This is a genomic window from Salinibacterium sp. UTAS2018, from assembly GCF_004118935.1.
In the GTDB taxonomy this organism is placed as follows: Bacteria; Actinomycetota; Actinomycetes; order Actinomycetales; family Microbacteriaceae; genus Rhodoglobus.
The window spans coordinates 620,226-634,645 of sequence record NZ_CP035375.1 but is presented as its reverse complement, the minus strand read 5'-3'; the positions used below and the strand labels follow the sequence as shown (position 1 = coordinate 634,645).

The 14,420-nt window shown below is 60.4% G+C and carries 16 protein-coding genes; all 16 read left to right on the top strand.

All coding sequences use genetic code 11. The features are described from left to right. Window positions 1-239: 239 nt before the first annotated feature. The 16 genes from rpsD to ESZ53_RS02960 all read left to right on the top strand — a co-directional run bounded on the left by rpsD (window position 240) and on the right by ESZ53_RS02960 (window position 14,386). Window positions 240-869 carry a 30S ribosomal protein S4 gene (gene rpsD / locus ESZ53_RS03035; RefSeq protein ID WP_010202678.1) on the top strand — a complete coding sequence of 210 codons (630 nt, stop codon included), beginning with the start codon at window positions 240-242 and terminating at the stop codon, window positions 867-869. Window positions 870-986: 117 nt separating this feature from the next. Continuing rightward, window positions 987-1,349 (top strand): DUF948 domain-containing protein, encoded by a 363-nt coding sequence (locus ESZ53_RS03030; RefSeq protein ID WP_129071483.1) that lies wholly within the window; start codon window positions 987-989, stop codon window positions 1,347-1,349. Window positions 1,350-1,406: 57 nt separating this feature from the next. Then, complete coding sequence (locus ESZ53_RS03025; RefSeq protein ID WP_129071482.1) at window positions 1,407-1,631, top strand: hypothetical protein; 225 nt, start codon at window positions 1,407-1,409, stop codon at window positions 1,629-1,631. 50 nt (window positions 1,632-1,681) lie between these two features. Continuing rightward, window positions 1,682-4,336 carry an alanine--tRNA ligase gene (gene alaS / locus ESZ53_RS03020; RefSeq protein WP_129071481.1) on the top strand — a complete coding sequence of 885 codons (2,655 nt, stop codon included), beginning with the start codon at window positions 1,682-1,684 and terminating at the stop codon, window positions 4,334-4,336. Window positions 4,337-4,339: 3 nt separating this feature from the next. Next, complete coding sequence (ruvX, locus tag ESZ53_RS03015) at window positions 4,340-4,801, top strand: Holliday junction resolvase RuvX (protein WP_129071480.1); 462 nt, start codon at window positions 4,340-4,342, stop codon at window positions 4,799-4,801. 3 nt (window positions 4,802-4,804) lie between these two features. Next, window positions 4,805-6,316 (top strand): endolytic transglycosylase MltG, encoded by a 1,512-nt coding sequence (gene mltG / locus ESZ53_RS03010; RefSeq protein WP_129071479.1) that lies wholly within the window; start codon window positions 4,805-4,807, stop codon window positions 6,314-6,316. Window positions 6,317-6,333: 17 nt separating this feature from the next. Further along, window positions 6,334-7,194, top strand: a complete 861-nt coding sequence (locus ESZ53_RS03005; protein WP_246837364.1) for a shikimate dehydrogenase — start codon at window positions 6,334-6,336, stop codon at window positions 7,192-7,194. A 43-nt stretch (window positions 7,195-7,237) separates the two neighbouring features. After that, entirely contained in the window at window positions 7,238-8,443 is a 1,206-nt protein-coding gene (gene aroC / locus ESZ53_RS03000) for a chorismate synthase (RefSeq protein WP_129071477.1), read from the top strand. Beyond that, window positions 8,433-8,942, top strand: a complete 510-nt coding sequence (locus ESZ53_RS02995) for a shikimate kinase (RefSeq protein WP_129071476.1) — start codon at window positions 8,433-8,435, stop codon at window positions 8,940-8,942. Before aroC ends, ESZ53_RS02995 begins: the two co-directional genes overlap by 11 nt. Next, complete coding sequence (aroB, locus tag ESZ53_RS02990; protein ID WP_129071475.1) at window positions 8,939-10,015, top strand: 3-dehydroquinate synthase; 1,077 nt, start codon at window positions 8,939-8,941, stop codon at window positions 10,013-10,015. Before ESZ53_RS02995 ends, aroB begins: the two co-directional genes overlap by 4 nt. 26 nt (window positions 10,016-10,041) lie before the next feature. Then, window positions 10,042-10,497 carry a type II 3-dehydroquinate dehydratase gene (locus tag ESZ53_RS02985; protein WP_129071474.1) on the top strand — a complete coding sequence of 152 codons (456 nt, stop codon included), beginning with the start codon at window positions 10,042-10,044 and terminating at the stop codon, window positions 10,495-10,497. Window positions 10,498-10,568: 71 nt separating this feature from the next. Further along, the gene (gene efp, locus ESZ53_RS02980) at window positions 10,569-11,132 is read left to right on the top strand and encodes an elongation factor P (RefSeq protein WP_129071473.1); all 564 of its coding nucleotides are present in this window, start codon (window positions 10,569-10,571) and stop codon (window positions 11,130-11,132) included. Continuing rightward, window positions 11,133-11,546: a transcription antitermination factor NusB gene (nusB, locus tag ESZ53_RS02975; protein WP_129071472.1), complete on the top strand. Its 414-nt coding sequence runs from the start codon at window positions 11,133-11,135 to the stop codon at window positions 11,544-11,546. Between the two features lie 91 nt (window positions 11,547-11,637). Next, window positions 11,638-12,459 (top strand): ABC transporter ATP-binding protein, encoded by an 822-nt coding sequence (locus tag ESZ53_RS02970; RefSeq protein WP_129071471.1) that lies wholly within the window; start codon window positions 11,638-11,640, stop codon window positions 12,457-12,459. A gap of 48 nt (window positions 12,460-12,507) precedes the next feature. Further along, window positions 12,508-13,548: an aliphatic sulfonate ABC transporter substrate-binding protein gene (locus tag ESZ53_RS02965; RefSeq protein ID WP_129071470.1), complete on the top strand. Its 1,041-nt coding sequence runs from the start codon at window positions 12,508-12,510 to the stop codon at window positions 13,546-13,548. Continuing rightward, window positions 13,541-14,386: an ABC transporter permease gene (locus tag ESZ53_RS02960; RefSeq protein WP_371683555.1), complete on the top strand. Its 846-nt coding sequence runs from the start codon at window positions 13,541-13,543 to the stop codon at window positions 14,384-14,386. The genes ESZ53_RS02965 and ESZ53_RS02960 overlap by 8 nt, the downstream gene beginning before the upstream one ends. Window positions 14,387-14,420: the final 34 nt, after the last annotated feature.

Below are 14,420 nucleotides of genomic sequence, written 5' to 3'. Positions count from 1 at the left end.
GCACCGCTGAGGCGTGGCGATTCGTCGCTTGACTGGACTCGGCGTGTTAGAGTTATGCGTCCCAACGATACGGTTTCGGCGCGCGGCTGCAATGAAATCGAATATCGCGGAACACAGGTCTGTAGCCGACCAGGTTCCCTAGGGTCATCCCTCTTCTTTCGTCTGGTGTGTTGCGCACGCGCGTTCGCGTGCGAGTGATCACCAGATTGTTCTTACTTGAATCAATCGAAAAGGATCCTGTGTCTACTAAGTCACGTACCCGTAGCAAGACTCGCCTTTCGCGTGCTCTGGGCATCGCCCTCACGCCGAAGGCCGCAAAGTACCTCGAAAAGCGCCCCTATGCTCCCGGTGAGCACGGCCGCACCAAGCGCAAGCAAGACAGCGACTACGCCGTTCGTCTTCGCGAGAAGCAGCGTCTGCGTGCCCAGTACGGCATCCGCGAAGCTCAGCTGAAGATTCAGTTCGAGGAAGCGCGCAAGACTGCTGGCCTGACCGGTGAGAACCTGGTTGAGCAGCTCGAAATGCGTCTCGACGCTCTGCTCGTTCGTTCGGCAATCGCTCGTACGACCGCTCAGGCTCGTCAGATGATTGTTCACCGCCACATCTTGGTTGATGGCCAGCTCGTCGACCGTCCGTCGTTCCGCGTCAAGCCCGGGCAGCTCATGCACGTCAAGGCTCGCAGCGAAGGCATGGAAATTTTCCAGGTCGCAGCAGCAGGCGGACACGTTGATGTTCTTCCCAAGACTCCCGGCTACCTCGAGGTAGAAATCGACAAGCTGCAGGCACGTCTCGTACGTCGCCCGAAGCGTGCCGAGGTCCCCGTGACCTGTGAAGTTCAGCTCGTTGTTGAGTACTACGCAGCACGCTAACTAGCGAAAGAAAGGGCCGGGGCTTTTGCTCCGGCCCTTTCTTGTTTCTGGGCGCAGTTCGTCATGAATGTCGAATAACGTGTACTTGTACCATTTCTGAGGATGATCGGAGTAGCCATGACTGGCGGAGATATCGCAGGGCTCATCGCGGCCGGAGTGTTCGCAATTCTGGTCGGTTTGTTAGCGGTTCCACTGCTGAAGCTGGGCAAAGTGTTCGACGAAACGAGCACAGCCATTCGTGGAGTGAGCGACAGCCTCGATCCGATGCTGACCGAAGCGACGACGACTATTTCGGAAACGAACCGTCAGATCGCACGCGTCGATGCCATCACTCGCAATGTCGAGGAGACGACAGGCAATATTTCAGCGCTCGTAGCGCTCGGTGCCGCGACCGTTGGCGGCCCCCTCATCAAGATCGCTGGCTTCAGCGCCGGCGTTCGTGCGGCGGTTCTGGGACTTCGCCCGAAGCCCCGACGCTGAGCACGCTCAAGCACCTAAACTAATACGGTTCGAGTATCGCCAATCCGAAGGAGAATTATGAAAGGCGCAGTCCTTTTCGTCGTAGGAATTGCCGTGGGGTTCGTGGCAGCACATCAAGTAGCCAAGACCCCTGAGGGCAAGCAGTTCTTCTCCGATGTCGACTCCAAGGCTCGCGAGTTCACGGGTGCCGTCGTCGATGGTTATCGTGAACGTGAAGCTGAGCTTCGTGACGCCGTAGCGGATGTCGAAGAAGCTGTGTCTGAGTTCTCGAAGCGTTCCTAGCACCACCATCAGGGCCCTTGGGCCGTAGTACTTAGTTCCCCGGGGATCCCATGCAAACCGCAGAAATTCAGAATCGTTGGCTGACCTATTTTGGTGAGCGCGGCCACACCATCGTGCCGTCGGCATCGCTCGTCAGCGACGATCCGACGTTGCTGTTTACCGTGGCAGGCATGGTTCCTTTTGTTCCGTACCTGACGGGCCTTGTTCCCGCGCCGTACGATCGCGCCACCAGCGTTCAAAAGTGCATCCGTACCCTGGACATCGAAGAGGTCGGTAAGACGCCACGTCACGGCACTTTTTTTCAGATGAACGGCAATTTCTCGTTCGGAGATTACTTCAAGAAAGAGGCGATTCAGTTCGCTTGGGAGTTCCTCACGATCGCCGAAGATAAGGGTGGCCTCGGTTTCCGGCCAGAGGACCTCTGGGTCACGGTCTATGAAGACGACGACGACGCGGTTGCGTACTGGAAAGAGACAGCTGGATTGCCGGATGAACGCATCCAGCGTCTGGGAATGGACTCCAATTATTGGTCTACCGGGCAACCCGGGCCGGCGGGCCCTTGCTCGGAGATCTTCTTTGACCGCGGACCGGCCTATGGCGCTGACGGAGGCCCGGCCACGGACGACGACCGATACGTCGAAATTTGGAACCTCGTTTTCATGCAGTACCTTCGTGGCGAAGGCAAGGGTAAGGACTTCTCGATCCTGGGGGAGCTGCCCAAGCAAAATATCGATACCGGTATGGGTCTTGAGCGCGTCGCGTTCTTGAAGCAGGGTGTCGAGAACATGTACGAGATCGACCAGGTTCGCCCGGTCCTCGACAAAGCCGCTGAGCTTGCCGGTCGCACGTATGGCGCCGACCATGAAGCAGACGTTCGCCTGCGCGTTGTCGCCGACCACGTCCGCTCAAGTCTCATGCTGATTTCGGATGGCGTCACGCCGAGTAACGAAGGTCGCGGCTATGTGCTGCGCCGTCTATTGCGTCGCGCTATTCGTGCCATGCGCTTGCTCGGCGTTGAAGGCGCCACCTTCGCAGAACTTTTTCCGCAGTCGCGCGATGCGATGAAGGCGGCCTACCCCGAGGTTGAAAAAGACTACGACCGCATTTCGCGCATCGTGCTCGCTGAAGAAGATGTCTTCCTGCGCACTCTCGCCAGCGGAACGACGATTCTCGACACCGCGGTAGAACACACAAAGCAATCGGGACTCGCTGAGCTTCCCAGCGACACCGCCTTTCTCCTGCACGATACTTTCGGATTCCCGATCGATCTGACCTTGGAGATGGCCGGTGAGGCGGGGCTGAGCGTTGACCGTGACGCCTTCGACTCGCTCATGAAGCAACAGCGCGACCGCGCCAAAGCTGACGCGAGTTCGAAAAAGCAGCACTTGGCTGACCTTTCCGTTTATGGTGCGTTCCGTGCTCTGGGCGAGACGACGTTCACGGGGTACGAGGCGCTCGAGACTGAGTCCAGCGTGATCGGCATCATCGTTGATGGGGTCTCTGTCAATCGCGCGACAACGGGGCAAACCGCCGAAGTGATTTTGGCTGAAACCTCCCTCTATGCAGAGTCCGGTGGTCAAGAGGCGGATGCGGGAGCCATCGTTGGAGCGAGCTTCCATCTTGAGGTTCTCGACGTTCAGCGTCCAGTGAAGGGGCTTATCAGCCACAAGGTCACTGTGACGGCTGGCGAAGTTGGAGTCGGGGATCCAGCGAGCGCGCTCGTGGACACGGATTGGCGTCGCGGGGCAACGCAGGCGCACTCTGCGACCCACGTCATCCACGCGGCACTGCGTCAGATTCTGGGAAAGGATGCGCACCAGTCGGGTTCGTACAATAAAGCTGGCTACATGCGCCTCGACTTCTCGTGGTCGCAAGCGTTGTCTGCAGAAACTAAGACTGAAATCGAAGAGGTTGCCAACACGGCGGTGCGCGACAACCTCGAAGTCTCGACGCGCATCATGGCGCTCGACGACGCGAAAGACCTCGGCGCAATGGCCCTGTTCGGCGAGAAGTATGGCGACTCTGTGCGTGTTGTCGAAATTGGTGGCCCCTGGTCACTCGAATTGTGCGCGGGAACACACGTTGCGCGTTCCTCCGAGATCGGGCTTATCTCGCTTGTCGGGGAGTCATCGGTTGGTTCGGCCAACCGGCGTATCGAGTCCCTTGTGGGCATGAATGCGTTCCGTAACTTCGCCACCGAGCGCGCCATCGTGAATGAACTCACCACCAATTTGAAGACGCCCCGCGAGCAACTACCCGACCGCATCTCGGAGCTGCTTGCCAACCTCAAGGCCGCCGAACGAAAAATTGCGCAACTCGAGGCGGGCCAGCTCTCGCAGCGCGTTCCTGCGCTTGTCGAAACGGCTCAGGTCGCAGGGGCGGTCAAGGCCGTCGTTGAGAACGTGGGCGATCTAGCCTCTACTGATGACCTGCGCGGTCTCGTTCAGTCGGTACGCGAACGTCTGGGTTCAGAGGCCGCGGTCGTTGCGCTGGCGGCGACTATCGGCGGCAAACCTGCCGTGATCGTTGCGACCAACGATGCGTCACGTGCCCACGGCTTTGCCGCGGGTGCGCTGGCGAAGGCGGCGGCGGGCGTGCTGGGCGGTGGCGGAGGCGGTAAGCCTGACATTGCCCAGGGCGGCGGCGCGAACCCTGCGTCCATCCCGGACGCTCTCGCTCTTATCTTGTCGACACTTTCGGCGTAATTGATGCGTTCGGGTACCCGAATCGGCGTTGACGTCGGAAAGGTGCGTGTGGGGGTCGCGCGAAGTGATCCGCATGGAATGCTGGCCACCCCGGTAGAAACGGTGCAGCGGGCCAAAGCGAGCATTAAGCGCGTGCTCAAGTTCGCCAATGAGTACGAAGCAGTCGAAATCGTTGTGGGCCTTCCGATCGCGCTCTCTGGGCGAGATACCGCCTCTACCGGTGACGCTCGGGATTTCGCGCAACAGCTGGCGGACCGCACGGAACTGCCAGTGCGATTGGTCGACGAACGGATGACGACGATGTCGGCACAGACAGCTCTTCGCGCATCCGGTCGTACGACGAAAAACTCGCGGTCGGTCGTCGATCAGGTTGCCGCCGTTATAATTTTGCAACATGCCCTCGACTTCGAGCGTTCGGCGGATCGACCGCCGGGAGAGCTCGTAGGACCGACGCAAGGATCGTGAATCATGGCCGATGAGCCGAGCTGGGATGAGATCTTCAGCGACCATGCTGCTGCGGGCGCGCCCAAATCGGCACGTGACGCTGCGGCTCATGGCACGGATCTGCCGCTCGAGTCAGAAGTCACTCCGTCTTCCGACACCGCAGAGTCGAGCGGCCTCAGCGTCGAAGCGGCATCATTACCTCCGGCAGAGGCATCCGCCAGTTCGGGTGACCGGCCAATGACTCGCCGCGAAGCTCGAGCCGCTCAAGAGGCCAGTGACGCTCAACGTACCGCGGCTGCGCAGCTTCCGGCAGTCACTCAAGCCGCGCGTGAAGCAGACGCGCTCGTAACATTTGAAGAGTTGACCGCGGGAACGGCTTTGGACTCGGGCGGCGACGATGCCGGCACCGGCTCATCCACCAGCGGGGGAGACGGCGGTCGGGAGGATCCTCCGCGCCGGAAGCGTCGATTAGGCCTGATTATCGGCTTGCCACTGCTCATCATCGCTCTACTGAGTGCAGGAGTCGCAGCGTATGCCTGGATTAACTATGAAGAAAACATCAGAGAAGTTCTGGGGTGGGAACTCGAGAACGACTTCGAGGGATCCGGCAACGGCGAAGAAGTAGTAGTCGCTGTGAACTCTGGAGACATCGGTCTCGATATTGCCCGCAGCCTCAACGTCGCGGGCGTCACGATGTCCTTTGACGCGTTTTATGACCTGCTTCTCGCCCAAGAAACCGACCCCGCATTCTTCCCCGGCAACTATTCGCTCCAGAAGGAGATGAGCGCGCAGTCGGCGCTCGATGCTTTGCTCGATCCTGAGAACAAAGTCACCGACCGTTTGTTGATTACTGAAGGCACGACGCTGCCGGATGCACTCGAGATCATCTCCGAGACGACGGGAATCCCCTTGGCTGAGGTGCAAGCTGCTTCGGAAGACCTCGAACACTTCGGGCTCCCCTCGGAGGCCGTGAGCCTGGAAGGCTACCTCTTCCCAGCGACCTACGATCTTGACGGTGGACAAGACCCCTACGTTGTGCTCGATCTGATGGTCGATACGATGATCGAGAAATTAGACGCTGCTGGCGTCGCCGCCGACGACCGCTACCGGATCCTCACCATGGCGGCGCTCGTGCAGCGCGAAGCCGGGCCGAATACAGACGACTTCTATAAAATCTCTCGCGTTTTTTACAATCGTCTCGACCAAGACATGCTGCTACAGTCCGATGCCACTGTCGCCTACGGCACCGGTAATTTGCACACTGTGTGGACCACGGATGCCGAGCGCGCGGATGCAAGCAACCCGTACAACACCTATGCGAACCCCGGTTTGCCGGTGGGGCCGATTGGCTTGCCGGGCGAACTCGCCATTGACTCAGCGATTAACCCCGCAGATGGGGACTGGCTGTTCTTTGTGCCGATTAACCTCGCCACCGGAGAGACAGTCTTTACGACCAACGTCGATGACCACGAAGCTGCCGCTCAGCAGCTGCGCGACTGGTGTGCCGAGAGCGACGAAAATGGAAGCTATTGCTAGACAGTTCTGATCACGGTGTGGCCCCGTCCGAGCGGTCGCGGCTAGCAGTATTGGGGTCGCCGATTACTCATTCGTTGAGCCCGGCGATTCACCGTGCTGCGTATGCGACCCTCGGTTTCGACTGGGAATATGACGCTGTCGAGTTGTCGGGGGAGTCCTTGCCCGCTTTCATGGCCGCTCTCGACGGCCGGTGGCGCGGACTCTCCCTCACCATGCCGCTCAAGAGGGATGTCGTGCCCTTGCTCGATTGGGCAGACCCGCTCGTCGAGCTCGTTGGTGGAGCCAACACGGTTGTCGTGACCGATGCCGGGCTTCGGGGGTACAACACGGACGTTGAAGGCGCGATGCGCAGCTTTCTCGATGCCGGTCTCGCCCCCCTCGACAGCGTCTGGATCCTCGGCGCCGGCGCGACGGCGGCGTCACTGCTCGTCGCGGCTATCCGAATGGGAGCGACGACGGTCACGATCTTCGCGCGCACACCGCAGAAGGCAGAGTCGCTGCAGCAACTGGGAACATCTTTGGGCGCTTCCGTGAGCATTCGGCCCTGGGTTGAAGCCGAGGCTGAAACCCAAGCGCCGACGATCATCATGACGACTGTTCCCGGGGGAGCGATGAACCTCAGTTTTTCGGAGAGCATTCGAACGTCTGCGGCTCTGTTCGATGTCGCGTACGACCCCTGGCCGAGCGTGGTGGCTCAGAGTTGGTTCGACGTTGGTGGCAGGGTGATTTCTGGCCATGACCTTCTTATCAATCAGGCAATCGCTCAGGTGCGAATTTTTGCTGCGGGTTCCCCCGATGTTCCGTTGGCGCGCGAAGCCGACGCCATCGATGCGATGCGCGCCGCAATCGAACCCGTTTCGGAGCAGGGCCACTCGTAATCGCGCGCACGAGCCGACTCCGCTGATGTGGGAGGATTGTGGAATGCTTCGATGGTTAACGGCCGGGGAATCGCACGGCCCCGAATTGGTTGCAATTCTTGAGGGGATGCCTGCGGGCGTCCCCATCTCTCCCGAACAAATTCAGGCTGACTTGGTGCGTCGCACTCTGGGCTACGGCCGTGGTGCCCGTATGAAATTCGAGCAGGATGAACTCACTCTCAGCGGTGGTATTCGCTTTGGTCTCACGATGGGCAGCCCCGTTGCGCTGCGCATCGGCAACACCGAGTGGCCGCGCTGGGTCGACGTAATGAGTCCTGTGCCGGTCGATCCGGAGACGCTGCCGAAGGGCCGCGGTGCTGCGTTGACGCGCCCACGTCCCGGGCATGCCGACCTGGTCGGCATGCAGAAGTACGACTTTGCCGAATCTCGCAACGTTCTTGAGCGCGCTAGTGCGCGAGAGACCGCTGCACGCGTTGCCCTTGGCGCCGTAGCCCGAGCCTTTCTCGAGGGCCTCGGTATCCGCTTGGTCAGCCACACCCTCTCGATCGGTACCGTGCGCTCGCCCGAAGGTAGCGCGTTGCCGGCTCCCGACGATGTCGTGACGCTGGACGCTGATCCGCTGCGGTGCTTTGACCCCGAAACCTCCAAGCGCATGGTCGCCGAGGTAGACCTTGCGCATGAAGATGGTGACACCCTCGGCGGCGTCGTCGAAGTTCTGGCTTATGGCCTTCCTCCCGGATTGGGTTCGTACACCCACTGGGATCGTCGTCTCGATGCTCAGCTTTCGGCCGCACTCATGGGCATTCAAGCGATCAAGGGCGTCGAAGTCGGAGACGGCTTTGAGACCGCTGGCCGCCGTGGTTCAGTAGCGCACGACGAGCTTGTTCAGGGCGAACACGGCATCTCCCGTCTGAGTGACCGTGCTGGTGGAATCGAAGGTGGCATGACCACCGGTACCGTTCTGCGGGTTCGTGCTGCGATGAAGCCGATTTCTACGGTTCCGCGTGCTCTGCGCACGGTCGATGTTGCTACGGGCGAGGCTGCTGTTGCTCACCACCAGCGTTCTGACGTATGCGCGGTGCCGGCATCCGGTGTTGTGGCTGAAGCCATGGTGGCGCTGACGCTCGCCAACTCGGTTCTCGAGAAGTTCGGTGGCGACTCGCTCGGTGAGACCAAACGCAACCTCGACGCGTACGTCGCAGCCATTCCTGACTCGCTCAGCACCACTCCGGCGTCTCGTGCTGAATGACAGTGGCGCCCTCGTGGTGATCATTGGCGCGCCCGGCTCGGGTAAGACGAAGGCGGGTAAGAAGCTTGCCAAGATTCTGGATGCGCCGCTTATCGACACTGACAAGGTCGTCGTAGCCTCGCACGGTCCCATCCCGGAGCTCTTCGCTGAATTCGGCGAAGAATATTTTCGCGAACGGGAACGCGAAGCCGTTGCGAATGCCTTGCTTGAACCCGCGGTCGTCACCCTCGGCGGGGGAGCGGTACTCAATCTCGAGACCCGTGCCGACCTTGCCTCCCATCGCGTTGTTCAACTCACGATGTCTAAAGCAGCTGCTCGCCTCCGCATCGCCGGCACGAAGCGTCCCCTCGCTAAGAACGCGGACGAGTGGGAAAAACTCGTGGAAGCACGACGCCCGATTTACGACGAACTTTCGTCGCTCACGATCGACACCTCACTAAAGCCAATGGAAAAAGTCGCGCGTGAGATCGCCGACTGGTTGGGAACCCAACAGCAATGACTGAAACCACGATCATCCCGGTCGCCGGCGCGAATCCTTACGACGTCCTTATAGGGCGGGGCCTGTTGCCGCAGCTCTCGGAGCAGCTTGGTCCGCGTGTGGCCAAAGTGCTCATCATCCACGCACCGACGCTGGGCGCCCGCGCTAATGCGCTTCGGGAGTCGCTCTCCGAGAAGTACGAAGTTCTTCTCGCCGAGATCCCGGATGCCGAAGATGCGAAACGCATCGAAGTCGCCGCGTTCTGCTGGCAGATCATGGGGCAAACCGACTTCACTCGCACGGATGCGGTGATCGGTTTTGGCGGCGGAGCTGCGACAGACCTCGCAGGTTTCGTTGCCGCAACCTGGTTGCGTGGCGTGAAGCTCATCCAATGTCCCACGAGTGTCGCCGGAATGGTCGACGCTGCCGTGGGCGGCAAAACTGGTATCAACACCGCTGAGGGCAAGAATCTCGTGGGCGCATTTTATGCGCCGAGCGCCGTCGTTGCCGACTTCGATGTTCTCGATGATCTCCCACGCAACGAGATTCTGGCTGGTTTCGCCGAGATCGTGAAGTGCGGTTTCATCGGTGAGCCTGAGATCCTCGACCTTATCGAGGCCGACGTGGATGCCGTTACCGACCCTCACTCAGAGTCGTTCCGGCGGGTCGTGGAGCTCTCGATCGGTCTCAAGGCTCGGGTTGTCGGTGAAGACTTCACTGAAACCGGACTTCGCGAGACTTTGAATTACGGGCACACGCTGGGGCACGCGATCGAGCATGCCGAACGTTACCGCTGGCGTCACGGTGCCGCGGTATCAGTGGGAATGGTCTTTGCCGCCGAACTTGCGCACCTCGCTGGATCGCTGAGCTCGGATGTCGTTGATCGACACCGCAGCATCCTGCAGTCGTTGAGTCTTCCCATCGACTACCCGCTCGGTCGATGGAACACCCTCCTCGCAACCATGCAACGCGATAAGAAGGCCCGCGCCGGCATGATCCGTTTCGTCGTCCTCGACGCTGTCGGGCGCACGTCGATGCTGAACGGTCCTGACGAAGCCATGTTGTACTCCGCGTACCAGGAAGTCGGGGTCTAGCGGGCCTGTCTCGCTAGAGTGGAGCGGTGACTACAGTATTCGTGCTCAACGGGCCCAACCTCGGTCGGCTCGGCAGCAGAGAACCCGACGTGTACGGGGGCGGAACGCTCGTCGATCTCCAGGCACAGCTTGAAGCCCACGCACAAACGCTGCCCAACGCGGCATCCATCACTCTCGATTTTCGCCAAACAGACAGCGAAACCGAACTGATTTCGTGGCTGCATGAAGCAGTGGATGCTGGCGCGCCTGTCATCATGAACCCGGCCGCCTTCACGCACTATTCCTATGCGCTTCGGGATGCGGCAGCTCAAGTCTCGGGTTCCGGGCTTCCGTTGATCGAAGTGCACATTACGAACCCCCACACTAGGGAAGAGTTCCGTCACACGAGTGTGATCTCGGGTGTCGCGACCGGCGTTATAGCCGGCTTCGGCTTTGAGTCCTATATTCTGGGCCTCGACGCGGTTGCACGGCGACTCAGTTAGACTCGAACGTTGGTTTTTTCACTTCGGTGTTTCAATCGCGCCTTTGCTCGTTAACAGAAACGGATTTACGAATGGCCTCTACCGCTGACATCAAGAACGGCGTCGTTCTCAACATGGACGGTGGACTGTGGTCCGTTATCGAGTTCCAGCACGTCAAGCCGGGCAAGGGTGGCGCCTTTGTGCGCACCAAAGTCAAGAACGTGCGTACGGGCAAGATCGTCGACCGCACGTTCAACGCTGGCGCAAAGATTGAGACTGAGGTCGTTGACCGCTCCGACTTTCAGTACCTCTACAAAGATGGCGAAAACTTCGTGTTCATGAACACGAGTGATTACGACCAGATCACATTGAGCGAAGCCGCCGTGGGCGACGCCGCCAACTTTATGCTTGAGAACCAGAACGTCACGATCGCCCTGCACAACATGGAGCCGCTCTATGTAGAGCTGCCGGCATCCGTCGTTCTGGAAATCACTTACACCGAGCCTGGTCTGCAAGGCGACCGTTCCACCGGTGGCAGCAAGCCGGCAACGGTTGAAACTGGCTACCAGATTCAGGTACCGCTGTTCGTTGAACAGGGCACCAAGGTCAAGGTCGATACCCGCGATGGCGGCTACCTCGGTCGCGTGAACGACTAAATGGGAGCTCGCACCAAGGCGCGTAAGCGCGCGCTTGACGTTATGTACGGCGCAGATGTTCGCGGCGAGAGCATCAATGCTGCTCTCGCGGCCGAGTCGCTGCGCGCGATGAGCGAACCTGCTCGGGCGACGGCGTGGGCTTACGCTCAAGACATCATCGTGGGTATCACTGAGCACGGCGAAGAAATCGATGAACTCATCGAGACGTATTCGCAGGGGTGGCCTCTCAACCGAATGCCCGCCGTTGACCGTGCGCTGCTGCGCATTGGTCTCTGGGAGATAATGTTCAACGCTGAGGTCCCCGCGGGCGTCGCGATTTCTGAAGCTGTCGAGTCGGCGAAAATCCATTCGACTGAAGACTCAGCCGGGTTTATCAATGGGTTGCTCGGTCGCATCGCGGCCAGCCTCGAATAGCCAGGCTTATGTGACGTAGCGTTACGCGATTGCGTGACGCTACGTTACGACCTCGGTAGCCACCGTGTGATCCGGGTCTTAGCGTTCAGGGATGAGTTCTTCTTCCCTTCGCGCCAGCATCGCCTCGGACGCCCTTTCGGTCAGTGTCCGTGGCCTCGCACGCAGTTTTGGCGAGCGCCGGGTGCTCAACGACGTCTCGCTTGAGATCGCTCAGGGAGAGATTGTCGCGCTCATCGGCCCGTCGGGTTGTGGAAAATCCACCCTGTTGCGGCACATCGGGGGATTAGACACCCCGACTGTAGGTTCGGTCAGCATTGGTGACGCTCCAGTCGTGGGTTTAGATGCGCGGTCAGCGATCGCGTTCCAAGAGCCGCGGTTGCTTCCGTGGCGATCGCTCACGCGCAACGTTGAGGTGGGACTACCCCGCACGCGTCGTACCGTGAGTGACCGCGAGCGCGTCGCGCACCTTCTCGAGCTGGTCAAACTCTCCGGCTCCGCGCATTTGCGGCCTCGGCAGATCTCGGGCGGCATGGCTCAGCGAGTCTCCTTGGCGCGGGCTCTCGCACGCCATCCCGGCGTGCTCCTGCTCGATGAACCGTTTGGCGCACTGGACGCTCTGACACGGCTAGCGATGCAAGATCTCCTTCTGGAGCTCCACGCGGCAGAACCCGCGACCATTGTGATCGTCACGCACGATGTTGACGAGGCGTTGTATCTGGCCGACCGCATCATCCTCTTGGGGGCTGGTGCAGGAGATGCCCGCGATGTCGTCTCTAGTGTGCGATCTACCGTCACGGTCCCGGGGTATCGGCCGCGAGACCGGGGTAGCGCAGACCTTGCTGAGCTGCGAGCTGAACTACTCGAAGGCCTCGGCGTCGCCACCCACCATCTCACCATGGCTGACCGCCGCTAGCCCAGCCATTCGTTCTGCCCGTTCTCCCCACACCCCCTGAAGGAAATCATGTCTCGCCGTTCACTCTCATCACTTCTGACCGCAGGCGCGGTAGCGCTCACTCTAGGGCTCTCCGGTTGCGTGGCGGGCGAAGGCTCAGCTCTCGCTCCCGAAGCAGCCGGCGATGAGGGTGGGTGGAGCAGTGACACTCTCGCGGTCGACTTCGCGACCTACAACCCGCTCAGCCTGATCATCAAGGAAGAGGGCTGGCTCGAGTCAACTCTCGGCGATGATGTTGAGGTCACTTGGCTGCAGTCATCCGGTTCCGCCGCCGCCAACGATGCCTTACGAGCCGGTGCCTTGGATGTCGGTTCCACTGCCGGCTCGGCGGCATTGTTGGCTCGCGCTAACGGTTCGCCGATCAAGACGGTAGATGTGTACTCGCAGCCGAACTGGTCCGCGATCGTCGTTGCCGCCGACTCTCCCATTCAGTCAGCCGAGGATCTGCGCGGCAAGAATATCGGTGCGAATGCCGGTACTGACCCTTACTTCTTCCTGCTCCAGACGCTTGCCGAGTTCGACATCGGGCTTGATGAAGTCACGATCACTCAGTTGCAGCACGCTGACGGTAAGACGGCATTGGAATCAGGCGCCGTGGATGCTTGGGCTGGCCTTGATCCGCTCATGAGTGCATCCGTCGTGAATGCCGGTTCGCGCATTGTGTACGACAACCCTGACTTCAATAGCTATGGCTTTCTCAACGCCACGGAGACCTTTCTCGAGAAGTCGCCTGATCTAGCCCAAGTGGTGATCGACGCGTATGAGAAGGCGCGTCAGTGGGCCGCGGAGAACCCGGATGACGCCGCCGCGATTTTCGCGGATGTCGCCGGCATTGATCTCCCCATCGCGAACTCAGTGCTGCTGGAGCGTACGAACCTCGCGATCGACCCGGCTCCCGGGCAGAAGCAACTAGACGTGCTGAACGTCATCGGGCCCATTTTCGTGGACTCGGGCGCCGTGGCTGAGCAGTCGCAGATTGATGATGCTCTCGCCTCGCTCTTCGAAACAACCTACGTCGACAGTGCGGATCCCAGCCGTGTCGCTGAATAGCCCGTCCGCGTTGCTGGAGCGGCCCACCGTCACCGAGGTCGCGGCTACTCCGGCCCCTGTCGAGCCGGGTCTTTCGCCCCGCCGTCGCTGGGTTCGCCCGGTTCTACTGGGCGCTGTACTCCCGCTCGCGTTGATTGGCCTTTGGCAAATCATCGCCACGTCGGGTCTGGTTGCCAGCTACCGGCTGCCGACACCGCTCAGTGTGGTGGCGGCCGGTGTTGACCTCTACGAGCGTGGGGTGCTCTACCAACACGTGGCGATCTCCACCCAGCGCGTTCTCCTGGGGTTCGTGATCGGTTCGATCGTCGGCCTTGCGTTGGCTTCTGTCGTTGGGCTCTCCGCTCGAGTGTCAGAGTTTTTCGCTCCCACGTTGGGAGCTCTGCGCGCGGTGCCTTCTCTCGCGTGGGTCCCTCTTCTCGGGCTCTACCTCGGGTACAACGAAGACTCCAAGGTCGCTCTTATCGCTATCGGTGCGTTTTTTCCGGTGTACACGACAGTGGCATCTGCACTGCGTCATGTGGATTCCCATCTGGTCGAACTAGGCCGAAGCTACGGATACTCCGGGCCCGCCTTGCTCGGCCTCGTGCAGTTGCCTGCTGTCGTGCCAGCAGTAATCTCGTCGCTGCGCTTGGCGCTGGCCCAGGCCTGGCTGTTCCTGGTGGCGGGGGAGTTGCTTGGTGCTTCACTCGGCCTAGGCTTCTTGCTCGTCGATTCGCAGCAGAACGGACGCATTGACCGGCTGTTCCTCACGATCATTCTTCTGGGGGTTCTGGGAAAGCTGACCGATGCGGCGGTCGGAGTGCTCGAACGTTTCCTCCTCAAGCGGTGGGGCTCGTAACTCTCGGGCGGGGAGCGTGAACAGTTCATCAAGG